Genomic DNA, 15124 nt, shown 5'->3' with positions numbered 1-15124 from the left:
TCGATAAGACCGGGCGGGAGGCCCGGTTCTAAGAGCCACGGCGGGTATTGCCCGTTGTTCAAAAAGGGGAGTGAGGATGACAAACCGATATCTTGTGAAAACGGCCGCCCTTCTTGTTGGCGTGTCCGCGTTGGCATATGGCGCCATGGCGTCGGAACTGACCGTCGTGCCGCAGCCGCCGGATTTTCCGGCGCAGACCAAGGTGCAATATGTGGATGGCTCGGCCATCCTCGAATATAAGGCGCTGCCGGAATATCACGAGCCTTCCTGGGTGACGAAGCAGTTCGTCGACCAGAAGAAGTTGCCTCCCGTCAAGGATCGCCTGCCGAAAGAGCCGATGGTCTACAAGACCGGCAACATGCCGGATGGTGTGGGCGTTTATGGCGATACGCTGCGTCATGTCATCGGTGGTCGTCCGGAGGGCTGGAACTATTGGGCCGGTCAGAACCAGGGATGGGGCGGCATCGATATCGGTCTCTTCGAGTGCCTGACGCGCACCGGCCCGCTTTTCCAGGTCAAGGCGGACGACCTTCAGCCACTGCCAAACCTCGCAAAAAGCTGGGAATGGTCCAAGGACGGCCACAAGCTGACCATGAAGCTCATCGAGGGTGCGAAGTGGTCCGACGGCCAGGATTTCACCTCCGACGACGTGATGTTCTACTGGGACGATAACGTCCTCGATCCGAACGTCTCGCCATTGAATGGCGCCACACAGGAAACCTTCGGCGCCGGCACGACGCTGAAAGCCATCGACAAATACACGATCGAGTGGACCTTCAAGGACGCTTTTCCGAAGCAGTTCATCTACAACATGGCCTATGGCACCTTCTGCCCAGGCCCTGCCCATATGCTGAAGCCGCAGCATCCTAAGTATTCGAAGAACACCTACGAGCAGTACAAGAACGCGTTCCCGCCAAGTTACATGAACTTCCCGGTCATGGGCGCGTGGGTTCCGGTCGAGTATCGCCCGGACGACATCATCGTCATGCGCCGCAACCCCTATTACTGGAAGGTTGACGAAAAGGGCAACCAGCTCCCTTACCTGGACGAGACGCACTACAAGCTCTCGACCTGGGCCGACCGTGACGTTCAGGCAGTTGCAGGCTCCGGCGACATTTCCAACCTGGAGCAGCCGGAAAACTTCGTGGAGTCGCTCAAGCGCTCCGCCCAGAAGGACGCTCCCGCGAGACTTGCCTTCGGACCGCGTCTGATCGGCTACAATATCGAGATGAACTTCTCCGCCAACGGCTGGGGCGATCCGGATGCCCGCCAACAGGCCATTCGCGAACTGAACCGAAACGAGCACTTCCGTCGAGCCATCACCATGGCGACCAACCGCAAGGAACTGGGCGATTCTCTCGTCAAGGGACCGTTCGTCGCGACCTATGCCGGTGGTATCCTTTCCGGCTCGAACTTCTACGATCGGCAGTCGACCCTCTACTACCCCTTCGATCTTGAAGGCGCCAAGAAGGAGCTTGCTGCAGCCGGTCTGAAGGACACCGATGGCAATGGCATCGTCAACTTCCCGGCAGGGACTGCCGGCGGCAAGGATGTCGAAATCTCGATGCTCGTCAGCAATGACTACACGACAGACAAGAGTCTTGGCGAAGGCGTCATCGCTCAGATGCAGAAGCTCGGCATTCGTGTGGTGCTGAACGCCCAGGCCAGCAAGGATCGCGATGCGGCAAACTTTGGTGGCAAGTTCGACTGGTCGCTACACCGCACCCAGGCAGAACTCGCGTCCGTCGTGCAGAACACGCCGCAGCTCGCTCCTACCGGTCCGCGCACCAGCTGGTTCCACCGCGCCAACAACAAGAATGAGCTCGATCTGATGCCATTCGAGAAGGAGCTGGCTGATACGATCAACAAGTTCGTCATCTCAAGCGACCCGAAGGAGCAGGCCGAACTGATCAAGCAGTATCAGAAAATCTACACGACCAATGTCAACACGGTCGGTCTTGTGGAATATCCAGGTGCTCTGATCATCAACAAGCGCTTCAAGAACGTGCCGAACGGTGCGCCGATCTACATGTTCAACTGGGCCGAAGACTCGATCATCCGCGAACGCCTCTATGTTCCGGCAGCCGATCAGGGTGACTACCAGCTCTTCAAGGACATGTTGCCAGGCAAGCCTGGCGGTGACGGTCCGCAGAAGTAAGCGTTTCCTCCCGGCTCTGCGCCCCGCAGCATCAGGCGGGGCGTGGAACCTACAGCACGGCCCGAAAATCGATTCCGATTTTCGGAAAGCCCGACGCGTAGATTCAAAAAGTTAGAGCGTCCTTTGTGCGTCCTAAAGGACGCACGGCGCTCTAAGTGGTGGCGGTCTGGCGGCTTTAACGCTGCGGACCGCCACCGTCCCCTCGAGGAGAAGTTCTTATGTTGAGGTTTCTGGTTACCCGCCTTCTGTCCGCAATCCCGTTGCTTCTGATCCTGAGCATCGTGACATTTGCGATCATCCAGGCGCCGCCCGGCAACTATGCAGATTATATCCGGTCGCAGCTTATGAATCTCGGGGGCGCGTCCTTCGAGCAGGCCGATGCTCAGGCTAAGGCCTATGCCGTCGCCCACGGTCTCGATAAGCCGCTCGTCATCCAGTATTTCAACTGGATCTGGAATATGGTGTCGAAGGGCGATTTCGGCTACAGCATGTACTACAACCGCCCGGTCGGCGAGATTGTTGCCGAACGCCTGCCGCGCACGCTGATCCTCGCGCTTGTCTGCCACATCCTGGCATCCATCCTCGGCATCAGCTTCGGTATTCTTGCCGCGACACGCCAATATAGCTGGGTGGATACGATCCTGTCCGGCATCGCCTTTCTCGGCATGACCATTCCGCGCTTTTTGATGGCACTGATCATGGTCTATCTCCTGGTCTTTCATTTCAACATCAGCGAGATCGGCAACTTCTTCTCGCCCCGCTATGGCGGCGCTCCCTGGTCCTGGGGCAAGTTCGTCGATCTGGTGAAGCATGTCTGGCCCGTGGTCGCCATCGCTACCTTTGGCGGGCTTGCCTACAATATGCGCGTCATGCGCGGCAATCTGCTCGATACGCTGAATGCGCAATATATCGAGACGGCACGGGCCAAGGGCCTGCGCGAAAGTGCCGTCGTCATGCGCCATGCCGTGCCCAATGCGCTCCATCCGCTCATCATGTATCAGGGCGTGGTTCTGCCCTACATGCTGACCGGCGAAATCGAGGTGGCGATCATTTTCGCGCTGCCGACCGTCGGACCAGCCATCGTTGGTTCCATGCATGTGGGCGATGTCTATGTGACAGCCACCTTCATGCTGGTGCTGGCCACCACACTGATCGTCGGCAACATCATCGCCGACATGCTGCTGGCAGCGCTTGATCCACGTATCAAACTGGGAGGAGCGTGACCATGTTGGTTCCAGCCGAAACCACAATTGAGCCGACCGTAACGACTGCACCAGCAGGCAACGAAAGCTATCAGGCTCTGGTCTGGCGCCGCTTCCGGCGGTCCTTCACCGGCATGCTTGGCCTCGTGCTCGTCTGCGTTCTTCTCATCATGGCGGTCTTCGCGGGCTTCCTGGCCCCCGTCGATCCGATGCTGTCGGAAGATTCCTTCATGCCACCGGAATCGATTTCGATCCATGACCAGAAAGGCAATCTGGTCATGCCCCGCGTCTATCCGATCGTCGATTCCGAAAAGCTCGATCCCATCACGTTCCAGCCCATCAGCGGACCGGATTATGAGAACCCCCGGGTCCTCGGCTTCTTTGTGACCGGCTTCGAATACAAGCTCTTCGGCATCATTCCGTCCACGATCCACTTCTTCGGCTCGACGGATGGCAAGCCCATTCACTTCCTCGGGACGGACAAGCTTGGTCGAGACATTCTCTCCCGCGCGATCTACGGCTCTCGCATCTCGCTGATGATTGCGTTGACCGTCGTCACCATCGTCACTGCGATCGGCACGACCGTCGGCATGGTCTCCGGCTATCTTGGCGGTGCCTTCGACACATGGACGCAGCGATTTGTCGAACTCGTGCTCGCCTTCCCGCAACTGCCGCTTTATCTGGCGCTGACATCGCTGATCCCGGTTACTGCACCCACCAATGTCTTTCTCGGCTTCGTCATCGTCGTCATGTCGGCGCTCGGCTGGGCGCAGATGTCGCGTGAAGTGCGTGGCAAGACGCTCGCACTTGCCCGCATCGAATATGTGAAGGCGGCGATTGCGATCGGGGCGACCGACCGGCGCATCATCTTCCAGCACATTTTCCCCAATGTGATGAGCCATGTGATCGTGGCGGTGACACTGAACATTCCGACGATCGTGCTTCTGGAGTCCTTCCTTGGCTTCCTTGGCTTTGCGGTGAAGCCGCCGCTGATATCCTGGGGTTTGATGCTTCAGGATACGGCCAATTATTCGGTCATCGGTTCCTACCCTTGGATCCTTGCACCTGTCGGCTTCGTGCTGGTCACAGTCTTCGCTTTCAATGCGCTGGGCGATGGTCTTCGCGATGCGATCGATCCCTATTGAGCCGAGAAAGAGATCACGATGACACAAAACCTCATCCCCGAACTTCGTCTCGACGCAGCGCTTCATACCGACGAGCCGCTTCTCGATGTTCGCCACGCCGGCGTCAACTTCAAGACCGAGCATGGCCAAGTCTCTGCCGTTCAGGATATTTCGTTCCAGCTATACCGCGGCGAGACGATTGCGATCGTCGGTGAATCCGGTTCGGGAAAATCGGTCACGGCACGTCTGGTCATGGGGCTCTTGTCCAAGCGCGCCACGGTCAGTCCCGATACGCGGGTGAAGTTTCGCGGCGAAGACATTCTGAAATATTCGCGCGACAAACGCCGCCTGCTACGCGGTAGCCGGATATCGATGATCTTCCAGGAGCCGATGAGCTCGCTCAATCCGCTCTACTCCATCGGCACGCAGATTGCCGAAGCCATCCGCGCGCATCGCCGGGTCAGCAAGTCGGAGGCGCGCAAGCAGGCCATCGCACTTCTGGCCGAAGTGCGCATCCCTGATCCAGAACTCAGGATCGACCAGTATCCCCACCAGTTGTCGGGCGGACAACGCCAGCGCGTGATGATTGCCATGGCGCTTGCCAACAATCCGGACCTGCTGATCGCCGATGAGCCGACGACCGCGCTCGACGTCACCGTGCAGGCGCAGATCCTCAACCTGCTGCGCGATTTGCAGCAGAAGCACGGCATGGCCGTCGTCCTCATCACGCATGATCTGACGGTGGTGCGGCGCTTCTCCGACTATGTCTATGTCATGCAGAGGGGTCTGCTGCAGGAGCACAATACCACAGCCGCGCTCTTCGAGGCGCCGCAACACCCTTACACGCGCCATCTTCTCGGCTCAGAGCCACGCGGCCGCGCCAAGCCACTGTCGGACGACCAACCCATTCTGCTCGAAGGCAAGAATGTCCGGGTATCGTTTGGTCTGCGCAGCGGCGGCTTTTTCCGCCCGGTGTTTCACGATCTCGTTGCGGTGGATGGCCTGTCGCTTGACCTCAGGCGGCATGAAACCCTCGGGCTCGTCGGCGAATCCGGCTCCGGCAAGACGACCTTCGGGCAGGCACTGACAAGACTGATCAGCAATGAGGGCGGGGAAATCTTCTTCGACAAGCAGCCGATCCACAACAAGGATCGCGATGGCATGCGTCCCTTACGTTCACGCATGCAGGTGGTGTTTCAGGATCCATTTTCATCGCTCAATCCACGCATGACGGTCGGTCAGATCATCGGTGAGGGGTTGGTCGTCAACAATATCGGCGCCAACAGCGCCGAGCGGCTGGATCGCGTGCGAGCGGCGCTCAGAGATGCGGGACTTCCCGACAATGTCACCAATCGCTTTCCGCATGAGTTCTCCGGCGGGCAACGCCAGCGTATCGCGATCGCACGCGCGATCGCGCTGGAGCCCGAGTTCCTGCTGCTGGACGAGCCGACATCGGCGCTCGACCTCTCTGTACAGGCGCAGATCATCGATCTCTTGCGCAAGCTGCAGGATGAGAAGGGCTTGAGCTACCTCTTCATCTCGCACGACCTGAAGGTCGTGCGGGCTCTTTGCCACCGCGTCATCGTCATGCAGCGCGGGCAGATCGTGGAGCAGGGGTCCGTCGAGGAGGTCCTCTCCAATCCCAAGACCGAATACACGCAGCGGCTGGTCCGGGCTGCGTTCGAAATCGCATAATTTCCGAGAGTGGAGAAAGAAATGACAAGAAATCCCAAGATCGCTTTCATCGGGGCAGGGTCCACGGTGTTCATGAAAAATATCATCGGCGACGTGTTGCAGCGCCCCGCCTTGTCCGGCGCCCGCATTGCGCTGATGGACATCAACCAGCAGCGGCTGGACGAGAGCGCCATCGTCGTCAACAAGCTGATCTCGACGCTCGGCGTCAGCGCCAAGGCGGAAACTTTCACCGATCAGAGAAAGGCGCTGACGGATGCCGATTTTGTCGTCGTCGCCTTCCAGATCGGCGGCTATGAGCCTTGTACCGTCACCGACTTCGAGGTGCCGCGCAAATATGGTCTGCGCCAGACGATTGCCGATACGCTTGGTGTGGGCGGCATCATGCGTGGTCTGCGCACCGTGCCGCATCTGTGGAAGATCTGCGAGGACATGCTGGCGGTCTGCCCGAACGCCATCATGCTGCAATATGTGAACCCGATGGCCATCAACACCTGGGCGATCGCGGAGAAATATCCGACAATCCGCCAGGTGGGTCTCTGCCACTCCGTTCAGGGAACGGCGATGGAACTGGCGCTCGATCTTGATATTCCCTACGAGGAAATTCGCTACCGCTCCGCTGGCATCAACCACATGGCGTTCTTCCTTGAATTCGAACACCGCCAGCCGGATGGCAGCTATAAGAACCTGTACCCGGATCTGGTGCGCGGCTACCGCGAAGGCCGCGCCCCGAAGCCCGGCTGGAACCCGCGCTGCCCCAACAAGGTCCGCTACGAGATGCTGACGCGCCTTGGTTACTTCGTCACCGAAAGCTCCGAGCACTTCGCGGAATACACGCCCTATTTCATCAAGGAAGGCCGTGAGGACCTGATCGAGAAATTCGGCATTCCGCTCGATGAATATCCGAAGCGCTGTATCGAGCAGATCGAACGCTGGAAGGGTGAGGCGGCCGCCTATCGATCCGCGAACAAGATCGAGGTCAAGCAATCGAAGGAATATGCCTCCTCGATCATCAACTCGGTGTGGACCGGCGAGCCTTCGGTAATCTACGGAAACCAGCGCAACAATGGCTGCATCACCTCATTGCCTTATAACTGCGCCGCAGAAGTGCCCTGCCTCGTCGATCATAACGGCGTGCAGCCAACCTTTATCGGCGAATTGCCACCGCAACTGACGGCGCTGATGCGCACCAACATCAACGTTCAGGAGCTGACGGTCCGGGCGATGATGAGCGAAAACCGCGATCACATCTATCACGCGGCGATGATGGATCCGCATACGGCGGCGGAACTCGACCTCGATCAGATCTGGTCGATGGTGGATGACCTTCTCGTCGCGCACCGCGACTGGTTGCCGGAGTGGACACAGGCACGCTGATCCAACAAGGCTTGGCGGCGCTTTTCTCACACTTTCCGCCAGTATGATCGCCGCGACCGTTCGCGGTTGGGACACGCTACTCTACGTCTCAGGCACTCTTTCAAGTAGATTGGAGGTGCCTGAGGCTGCGGGACTGACTGTACCTACAGCATCGGTCCGAAAATCGAGCTCGATTTTCCGGCCGATGTGTTGATTCAAACGGTAAGGCGTCCTTCCTGGGTCCAATAGGACGCGCGGCGCTTCAGAAATCCCAGTCCTCATCCTCTGTGGCGACTGCTTTACCTATGACATAGGAAGAGCCGGAGCCGGAGAAGAAGTCGTGGTTCTCGTCGGCATTGGGTGACAGCGCCGAAAGGATGGCCGGATTGACCTTACAGGCCTCCGGCGGAAACAGTGCCTCGTAGCCGAGATTCATCAGCGCCTTGTTGGCATTGTAGTGCAGGAACTTCTTGACGTCCTCGGTCAGGCCGACGCCATCGTAAAGCGCTTCGGTGTATCGCGCTTCGTTGTCATAGAGCTCCAGCAGCAGATCAAAGGCGAAATCCTTGATCTCCTGGCGCGCTGACTCTGGCAAACGTTCGACCGCGCGCTGGAATTTGTAGCCGATATAGTAGCCGTGCACCGCCTCGTCGCGAATGATGAGGCGGATCATGTCTGCCGTGTTGGTGAGCTTGGCGCGGCTAGACCAGTACATCGGCAGATAAAAGCCCGAATAGAACAGGAAGCTTTCGAGGAAGACCGACGCCACCTTTTTCTTCAATGGATCGTCTGAGGCATATTGCTCCAGGATCAGGGACGATTTGAGCTGGAGGAACTCGTTTTCTTCCGACCATCGATAAGCATCGTCCACATCCGGCGTGGAGCATAGCGTCGAGAAGATCGACGAATAGGAGCGGGCATGCACGGCCTCCATGAAGGAGATGTTGGAAAGCACCGCTTCTTCATGCGGCGTCGCCACATCTTCCATCAGACGGACTGACCCGACGCCGTTCTGGATCGTGTCGAGCAGTGTCAGTCCGGTGAAGACGCGGATCGTCAATTGCTGCTCTTCGGCCTTCAGCGTTGCCCAGGACGGGATGTCGTTGGAGAGCGGCACCTTTTCCGGCAGCCAGAAATTGCCCGTCAGTCTGTTCCACACCTCGAGGTCCTTATCGTCCTCAAGGCGGTTCCAGTTGATCGCGCGGATCGCGGTGGCAGCCTTTGGCGCCGTGGTCTTCAGTTGGATGTTCATGGTTGTTACCGAATGATCAGAGGGCGCAGGAGACGCAACCTTGCACTTCCGTGCCGGTCAGCGCCATTTGGCGAAGGCGGATGTAGTAGATGGTCTTGATGCCCTTTTTCCAGGCATAGATCTGGGCGCGGTTGATATCGCGTGTCGTGGCGGTGTCGCGGAAGAACAAGGTCAGCGACAATCCCTGATCCACGTGCTGCGTGGCTGCGGCATAGGTATCGATGATCTTCTCAGGCCCGATCTCGTAGGCGTCCTGGTAGTATTCGAGATTGTCGTTGGTCATGAAAGCAGCCGGATAATAGACGCGACCGATCTTGCCTTCCTTGCGGATTTCGATCTTCGAAACGATCGGGTGAATGGAAGAGGTCGAGTGGTTGATATAGGAAATCGAGCCGGTCGGCGGCACCGCCTGAAGGTTCTGATTGTACAGTCCACCCTCCATCACAGCCTGCTTCAGTTCCAGCCAGTCTTCCTGTGTCGGGATGTGAATGCCGGCCCTTTCGAACAGATCGGCAACGCGCGCCGTTGACGGCTTCCATTCCTGTTGCGTGTATTTGTCGAAGTAGTCGCCGCTCGCATATTTGGACTGTTCGAAGCCCTTGAAGCGCTGGTCACGCTCTACTGCCAGGCGATTGGAAGCCTTCAGTGCGTGATAGGTGACCGTGTAGAAATAGATATTGGTGAAATCCACACCTTCTTCGGAGCCATAGAAAATCCGCTCGCGTGCCAGATAGCCATGCAGGTTCATCTGACCGAGGCCGATCGCGTGGCTCTCTGCATTGCCCTTGGCAATGGATGGCACGGAGGCGATATGGCTCATGTCCGAGACGGCCGTCAAAGCACGGATTGCGGTCTCGACGGTCCTGCCGAAATCGTCCGAATCCATCGCCGCTGCGATGTTGAGCGAGCCAAGATTGCAGGAAATGTCCTTACCCGTCGTTTCATAGGACAGGTCGGCCTCATAGGTGCTGGGTTCACTGACCTGAAGAATTTCCGAGCAGAGATTGCTCATGGTGATACGCCCGGCAATCGGGTTCTCGCGGTTCACCGTGTCCTCGAACATGATGTAGGGATAGCCGCTTTCGAACTGGATTTCGGCCAGCACCTGAAAGAACTCGCGCGCCTTGATTTTCTTTTTGCGGATCCGGCTATCGGCAACCATCTCGCGGTACTTTTCCGTCACCGAAATTTCGCTGAAGGCAACGCCATAGATGCGTTCCACATCATAGGGTGAGAAGAGGTACATATCCTCATTGTTCTTGGCGAGTTCGAAGGTGATATCCGGAACGACGACGCCGAGCGACAGCGTCTTGATGCGGATTTTTTCGTCGGCATTTTCGCGCTTGGTGTCGAGGAAACGCATGATGTCCGGGTGATGGGCGTTGAGATAGACGGCGCCTGCACCCTGGCGCGCGCCAAGCTGGTTGGCGTAGGAGAAGGAATCCTCCAGGAGCTTCATCACCGGAATGACACCGGAGGACTGGTTTTCGATCTGTTTGATCGGCGCACCCGCTTCACGAAGATTGGTCAGTGAAAGGGCCACCCCGCCGCCGCGCTTCGAGAGTTGCAAGGCCGAGTTGATACCACGGGCGATCGATTCCATATTGTCTTCCATGCGCAGCAGGAAGCATGACACGAGCTCTCCACGCTGCTTCTTGCCCGCATTGAGAAAAGTCGGAGTTGCCGGCTGGAACCTGCCGGAGATCATCTCATCCACCAGGCCGCGCGCCAGGGTCTCGTCGCCGCGCGCCAGTGCCAGCGCTACCATACAGACGCGGTCCTCATACCGCTCCAGATACCTTTTCCCGTCAAAGGTCTTCAGCGTGTAGGACGTGTAGTATTTGAAAGCCCCGAGGAATGTCGGGAAGCGAAATTTCTTCGCATAGGCATGGTCGAAGAGATCGCGGACGAAGTTGAAGGCATACTGGTCCAGCACCGTCTGCTCGTAATAGCCTTCACTCAAAAGATAATCGAGCTTTTCGCGCAGATTGTGAAAGAACACCGTGTTCTGGTTCACGTGCTGAAGAAAGTACTGGCGAGCAGCCAGCCTGTCCCTGTCCAGCTGAATCCGGCCATCCTCATCGTAAAGGTTCAGCATCGCATTCAGCGCATGGTAATCCAGCACTGCTGCGTCCGACTGCTTCAGAGGCCTCTCGAGTGTCAACGTGTCCAAAATCGTTCCAATCCCTGTCTGACATTGACGACGTCCTCACCCGTCCCCATCAGCTCGAAGCGATAGAGATAGGGCACGCCGCATTTGGCGGAGATGATGTCGCCGGCGATCCCGAAGGTTGCGCCGAAATTGCTGTTGCCCGCAGCGATCACGCCGCGAAGGTTTGCTCGATTATTCGCATCGTTGAGGAAGCGAATGACCTGTTTGGGAACCGCGCCCTTGCCGTTCTCGCCGCTATAGGTCGGGACGATGAGGACGAATGGGCTTGGAACATGGAGAGTTTCAGCAGCGCTGATCGGGATGCGGCGAGCGGGGGTGTCGAGCTTGGTCACGAAGCGATGTGTGTTTTCCGAGCGCGTCGAGAAGTAGACGATCTCCCCCGCCATGGTCTGCGTCACGATGCAAGGGTGCTGATCATGTCGGGCCGAAAGCCTCCCCAATGCGTTTCGCCGGCAATGACGACCGGCACCTGGCGATAACCAAGACCGAGCACCCGCTGATAGGCTTGCTCGTCGGTCGAGACATCGACGATTGTGTAGTCGAGACCCTGACGATCGAGCGCGCGGGTGGTCGCAGTGCATTGGACGCAAGCGGGCTTGCTGTAGACGGTGATGCTCATTTTGATCCTCGTTGGAAAAAAGGCATGGGAAATCGCTCTCGCGCCGTGAAGCGCGTGACGGTTTAAAAACAGGGTTGAACGCAAAGCCGAGGTCTGCCGGACGGTGCTGTGGTATGGCTTGGTAGCAAAAGCGCTGAACGCTTATGTGCACCATGCCTCAGACGCCGGTTACTCCAACGGATAAAAGACTGAACTCGTAATCATAAGACTTCACCCCGAAGTGGCTCTACGCGAAGGCATGGGGGAAGCGAGACGCACAGGGTCATCCCGTACGCATTCGCGACCTTCCGGGCACCCCGCCGGTGGACGTACTGACTCAAGGCAGGTCTCCTGGCTCGCGGGTCGTCACATTCATCTCGCCTTCCCGAAACCTTATGTTTCAGTGGCTGCTGAGAGAATGCTCGCCGCTTACAGTTGCGGGGGCAGCTGCGGCATTGCTCCACCATCGCTGGCTTCGCGCACCGTATTCCCATCTTCGCTTCCGACAGAATCGGAAGAACCTCGAATACCAGATATAGTATGCATTTCATTCAATGCGTCAATAGGCTGTTGCAACGATGCGAACTGGGCTGATCTTGATATCAACAGGAAAAATGGCGACACCATAATATGAAGCAAACGGTCTTGTTTTGTACTAGGAGAGGTGATTATAGGCGCAGGCATTGTGCGGCGGGAGCCGCGTTCAACGGGATTTTGGGTGATGATGAAGCGTCTTTTTGCGGCTGTGGGATTTTGTGCATTTGCGGGGTTTGCGGCAACCCCGGCGACGGCTGCGACGACCTATCCTCTGACGATCGAAAACTGCGGCGCCACGGTCACTTTCAACAAGGCGCCTGAGCGTGCCGTGGCACTCGGTCAGAACAACGCCGAGATCATGCTGCTGCTTGGCCTTCAGGACAAGATGGTCGGCACTGCCTTCTGGCCGAACAAGGTTCTGCCGCAGGTCGCCGAGGCTAACGCCAAAGTAAAGGTTCTGACCGTCGAGTTTCCGACCTTCGAATCCATCCTGGCACAGAACCCGGATTTTGTGACCGCCGCTTTGCCGACACTCGTCGGCCCCACCAGCAAGGTGGCGAAGCGCGAAGATTTCGACAAGCTTGGCATCTCCACCTATCTTTCGCCCAGCATGTGCGCGCTGGACGACATGTCCAAAGACAAGTCCGGTTATGGCAATCGCTCCAAACTCTGGAACATGGAAACGCTGTATAAGGAGATCGACGATCTCTCGCAGATCTTTGACGTGGCCGACAAGGGCCAGGCCGTCATCGCCGACCTGAAGAAGCGCGAGGCTGCATTGCGTGCTGATGCGCCGAAGGATGGCAAGAAGCTTTCCTATGTCTTCTGGTTCTCCAGTCCGTCGCCATCGGCTGACGCCTATCTCGGCGGCAAGAACAGCCCATCGGGCTATATCGCCGATCTGTTGGGCGGCACCAATGCCATTACCACCGAAACCGAATCTCCGGCCATTGGTTGGGAAACGATCATCGCCGCCAATCCCGATGTCATCGTCGTGACGCAGGTCGACCGCAATCGCTGGGAACTCGACAAGGCAGATTCCAAGATCAAGTTCCTGAATAGCGACCCTGCCACCAGCCAGATGAATGCCGTCAAGAACAAGGCGCTCGTCATCATGCCGGCGCAGGCGATGAACCCGAGCGTTCAGACGATCTACGGCGCCGAGCAGATTGCTCAGCAGTTGAAGACCCTCGGCCTGAAGTGAGTTCGGTGGCGGCGAAGGATCGATCAGGTAGCGGGATGCGGCGGCTTGTTGCATCCGTAGCGCTCTATCTTGCGTGTTTCGCGACGATTGCCCTCGTGGTCGGCATCAGTGTCGGAATTGGCGATCTACCAATTCCGCTCTCGACCACCTATGCCGCCATCACCAACAAGCTCGGCTGGACGTCGGTCGAGATCAGTCGCATCCATGAGGCGGTGATCTGGGAGTACAGGCTGAGCCGCGCGCTCGTGGCGGTCTTCTGCGGCGCGGGCCTGGCCATGTGCGGGGCGATCATGCAGGCCATGCTGCGCAATCCGCTGGCTGAGCCGTATGTTCTCGGCATTTCCGCTGGCGCTTCGACCGGTGCCGTAGCCGTCGTCATTCTCGGGATCGGTGCCGGCGCAGTGTCGCTGTCTCTCGGTGCCTTCGTCGGCGCCTTTGCAGCATTCTTCCTGGTCGCTATTCTGTCCAATGGTGCGCGCGGCGGCGCAGACAGAACGATCTTGGCGGGTGTTGCAGCCGCTCAGCTTTTCAACGCCGCCACATCCTATGTGGTCACCACTTCCGGCAATGCCCAGCAGGCCCGCGACGTGATGTTCTGGCTTCTCGGCAGCTTCGGTGGCGTGCGTTGGCCGGATGTCGGTCTCGTGTCCATCGTCGTCGGTCTCGGTCTGATCTGCTGCCTGTTCCATGCGCGCGTGCTGGATGCCTTTGCCTTCGGCGATGAGGCGGCCGCCTCACTTGGTGTCAATGTCGGGCGCACGCGCATCATCCTCTTTGCGCTGACCGCGGTCATCACCGCCACCATCGTCAGTATGGTGGGGACGATCGGCTTCGTCGGTCTGGTGGTTCCGCATGCAGCACGTTTCGTCGTCGGGCCGCTGCACGCACGGCTCTTGCCGGCCTGCGCCATCACCGGGGCGATCTTCATGGTGCTCGCCGATATCGCCTCGCGCACGCTTGTGCCGCAGCAGGTTCTGCCCATCGGCGTGGTGACGGCTCTGGTCGGAGTGCCATTCTTCTCCGTCATCCTCTACAGGCTGCAACGCGCGTCATGAGTATCACAGCGGACAATCTGGTGTGGAAGGTCGGCGCCAAAACGATCGTGGATGGCATTTCCTTTACGGTCGAGCCCGGCAAGATGCTTGGACTTCTTGGGCCAAATGGCTCCGGCAAGACATCGCTGCTTCGACTGCTCAGCGGGTTGAAGAAACCCCATTCAGGCCAGGTGCTGCTAGACGGCAAGGATATCAGGACGATCCGCCGCAAGTCTCTTGCGCAGCGTATCGCCTTCATCGAGCAGCACGCCACGACGAACGTCAATCTGAAGGTCATCGACGTCGTCAAGCTGGGACGCTTTCCCCACAAGTCAATGTTCTCCGGTTGGACGCGGGAAGACGATGCGGCTGTGAGTGAAGCGCTTGAGCGCACAGAGATGACCGCCAAACGCAACGACGCCTGGCAAAGCCTCTCGGGCGGCGAGAAGCAGCGTGCTCATCTTGCCCGCGCCTTGGCGCAGTCGCCGAAGGAACTCATTCTCGATGAGCCCACCAATCACCTGGATGTCCACCATCAGATCAGCCTTTTGCGTCTCGTGTCTCAGCTTCCGGTCACCAGCATCATCGCGCTCCACGATCTCAACCATGCTGCCATGTACTGCGATCACCTGATCGTGCTGCAGACCGGCAAGATCGTGGCGTCAGGAACGCCGGAGGAGGTGATGACGCAGGATCTCTTGCGGGACGTCTTTTCGGTTGAAGCCGTCGTCGAGGCCTCACGCTTCCACGCCAAGCCACATATCCAGTTTCTTCGATAGAACATCGCGTCTGAA

At 58.2% G+C, this 15124-nt stretch carries 12 protein-coding genes and 1 riboswitch; of the genes, 8 read left to right on the top strand and 4 right to left on the bottom strand.

Features of this window, described 5'->3' with window-relative positions:
- Positions 1-76: 76 nt before the first annotated feature.
- The 5 genes from EYC79_RS12340 (at position 77) to melA (ending at position 7553) form a co-directional block, all read left to right on the top strand.
- Positions 77-2158 carry an ABC transporter substrate-binding protein gene (locus EYC79_RS12340; protein ID WP_130978175.1) on the top strand — a complete coding sequence of 694 codons (2082 nt, stop codon included), beginning with the start codon at positions 77-79 and terminating at the stop codon, positions 2156-2158.
- A 218-nt stretch (positions 2159-2376) separates the two neighbouring features.
- Positions 2377-3381 (top strand): ABC transporter permease, encoded by a 1005-nt coding sequence (locus EYC79_RS12335; protein ID WP_130978174.1) that lies wholly within the window; start codon positions 2377-2379, stop codon positions 3379-3381.
- 2 nt (positions 3382-3383) lie between these two features.
- The gene (locus tag EYC79_RS12330) at positions 3384-4505 is read left to right on the top strand and encodes an ABC transporter permease (RefSeq protein ID WP_062443871.1); all 1122 of its coding nucleotides are present in this window, start codon (positions 3384-3386) and stop codon (positions 4503-4505) included.
- Between the two features lie 18 nt (positions 4506-4523).
- Complete coding sequence (locus EYC79_RS12325) at positions 4524-6179, top strand: ABC transporter ATP-binding protein (protein WP_130978173.1); 1656 nt, start codon at positions 4524-4526, stop codon at positions 6177-6179.
- A gap of 21 nt (positions 6180-6200) precedes the next feature.
- Positions 6201-7553: an alpha-glucosidase/alpha-galactosidase gene (melA, locus tag EYC79_RS12320; protein ID WP_130978172.1), complete on the top strand. Its 1353-nt coding sequence runs from the start codon at positions 6201-6203 to the stop codon at positions 7551-7553.
- Positions 7554-7794: 241 nt separating this feature from the next.
- Here the strand turns inward: melA and nrdF are convergent, their stop codons facing one another.
- The 4 genes from nrdF to nrdH are packed head-to-tail and all read right to left on the bottom strand — an operon-like array spanning position 7795 to position 11576.
- Positions 7795-8784: a class 1b ribonucleoside-diphosphate reductase subunit beta gene (gene nrdF, locus EYC79_RS12315; protein ID WP_130978171.1), complete on the bottom strand. Its 990-nt coding sequence runs from the start codon at positions 8782-8784 to the stop codon at positions 7795-7797.
- Between the two features lie 16 nt (positions 8785-8800).
- A complete protein-coding gene (gene nrdE / locus EYC79_RS12310; protein WP_130978170.1) occupies positions 8801-10957 on the bottom strand; it encodes a class 1b ribonucleoside-diphosphate reductase subunit alpha in 2157 nt (718 codons plus the stop codon).
- Positions 10945-11343: a class Ib ribonucleoside-diphosphate reductase assembly flavoprotein NrdI gene (gene nrdI, locus EYC79_RS12305; RefSeq protein WP_112520713.1), complete on the bottom strand. Its 399-nt coding sequence runs from the start codon at positions 11341-11343 to the stop codon at positions 10945-10947. The genes nrdE and nrdI overlap by 13 nt, the downstream gene beginning before the upstream one ends.
- A gap of 8 nt (positions 11344-11351) precedes the next feature.
- Positions 11352-11576, bottom strand: a complete 225-nt coding sequence (gene nrdH / locus EYC79_RS12300; protein ID WP_130978169.1) for a glutaredoxin-like protein NrdH — start codon at positions 11574-11576, stop codon at positions 11352-11354.
- Positions 11577-11879: 303 nt separating this feature from the next.
- Positions 11880-12095, bottom strand: a riboswitch (cobalamin riboswitch).
- A gap of 181 nt (positions 12096-12276) precedes the next feature.
- Here nrdH and EYC79_RS12295 point away from each other — a divergent pair.
- From EYC79_RS12295 to EYC79_RS12285, 3 genes are read left to right on the top strand one after another with little or no spacing between them, the layout of a single operon-like run.
- Entirely contained in the window at positions 12277-13296 is a 1020-nt protein-coding gene (locus EYC79_RS12295) for an ABC transporter substrate-binding protein (RefSeq protein ID WP_130978168.1), read from the top strand.
- 35 nt (positions 13297-13331) lie between these two features.
- Positions 13332-14351 carry a FecCD family ABC transporter permease gene (locus EYC79_RS12290; protein WP_112358978.1) on the top strand — a complete coding sequence of 340 codons (1020 nt, stop codon included), beginning with the start codon at positions 13332-13334 and terminating at the stop codon, positions 14349-14351.
- Entirely contained in the window at positions 14348-15109 is a 762-nt protein-coding gene (locus tag EYC79_RS12285) for an ABC transporter ATP-binding protein (RefSeq protein ID WP_130978167.1), read from the top strand. The genes EYC79_RS12290 and EYC79_RS12285 overlap by 4 nt, the downstream gene beginning before the upstream one ends.
- Positions 15110-15124: the final 15 nt, after the last annotated feature.

Origin of the sequence: Agrobacterium cavarae, assembly GCF_004310285.1 — a bacterium.
In the GTDB taxonomy this organism is placed as follows: Bacteria; Pseudomonadota; Alphaproteobacteria; order Rhizobiales; family Rhizobiaceae; genus Agrobacterium; species Agrobacterium cavarae.
Note: the sequence above shows the minus strand (reverse complement) of the source record. Positions and strands in the feature narration are given on the sequence as shown.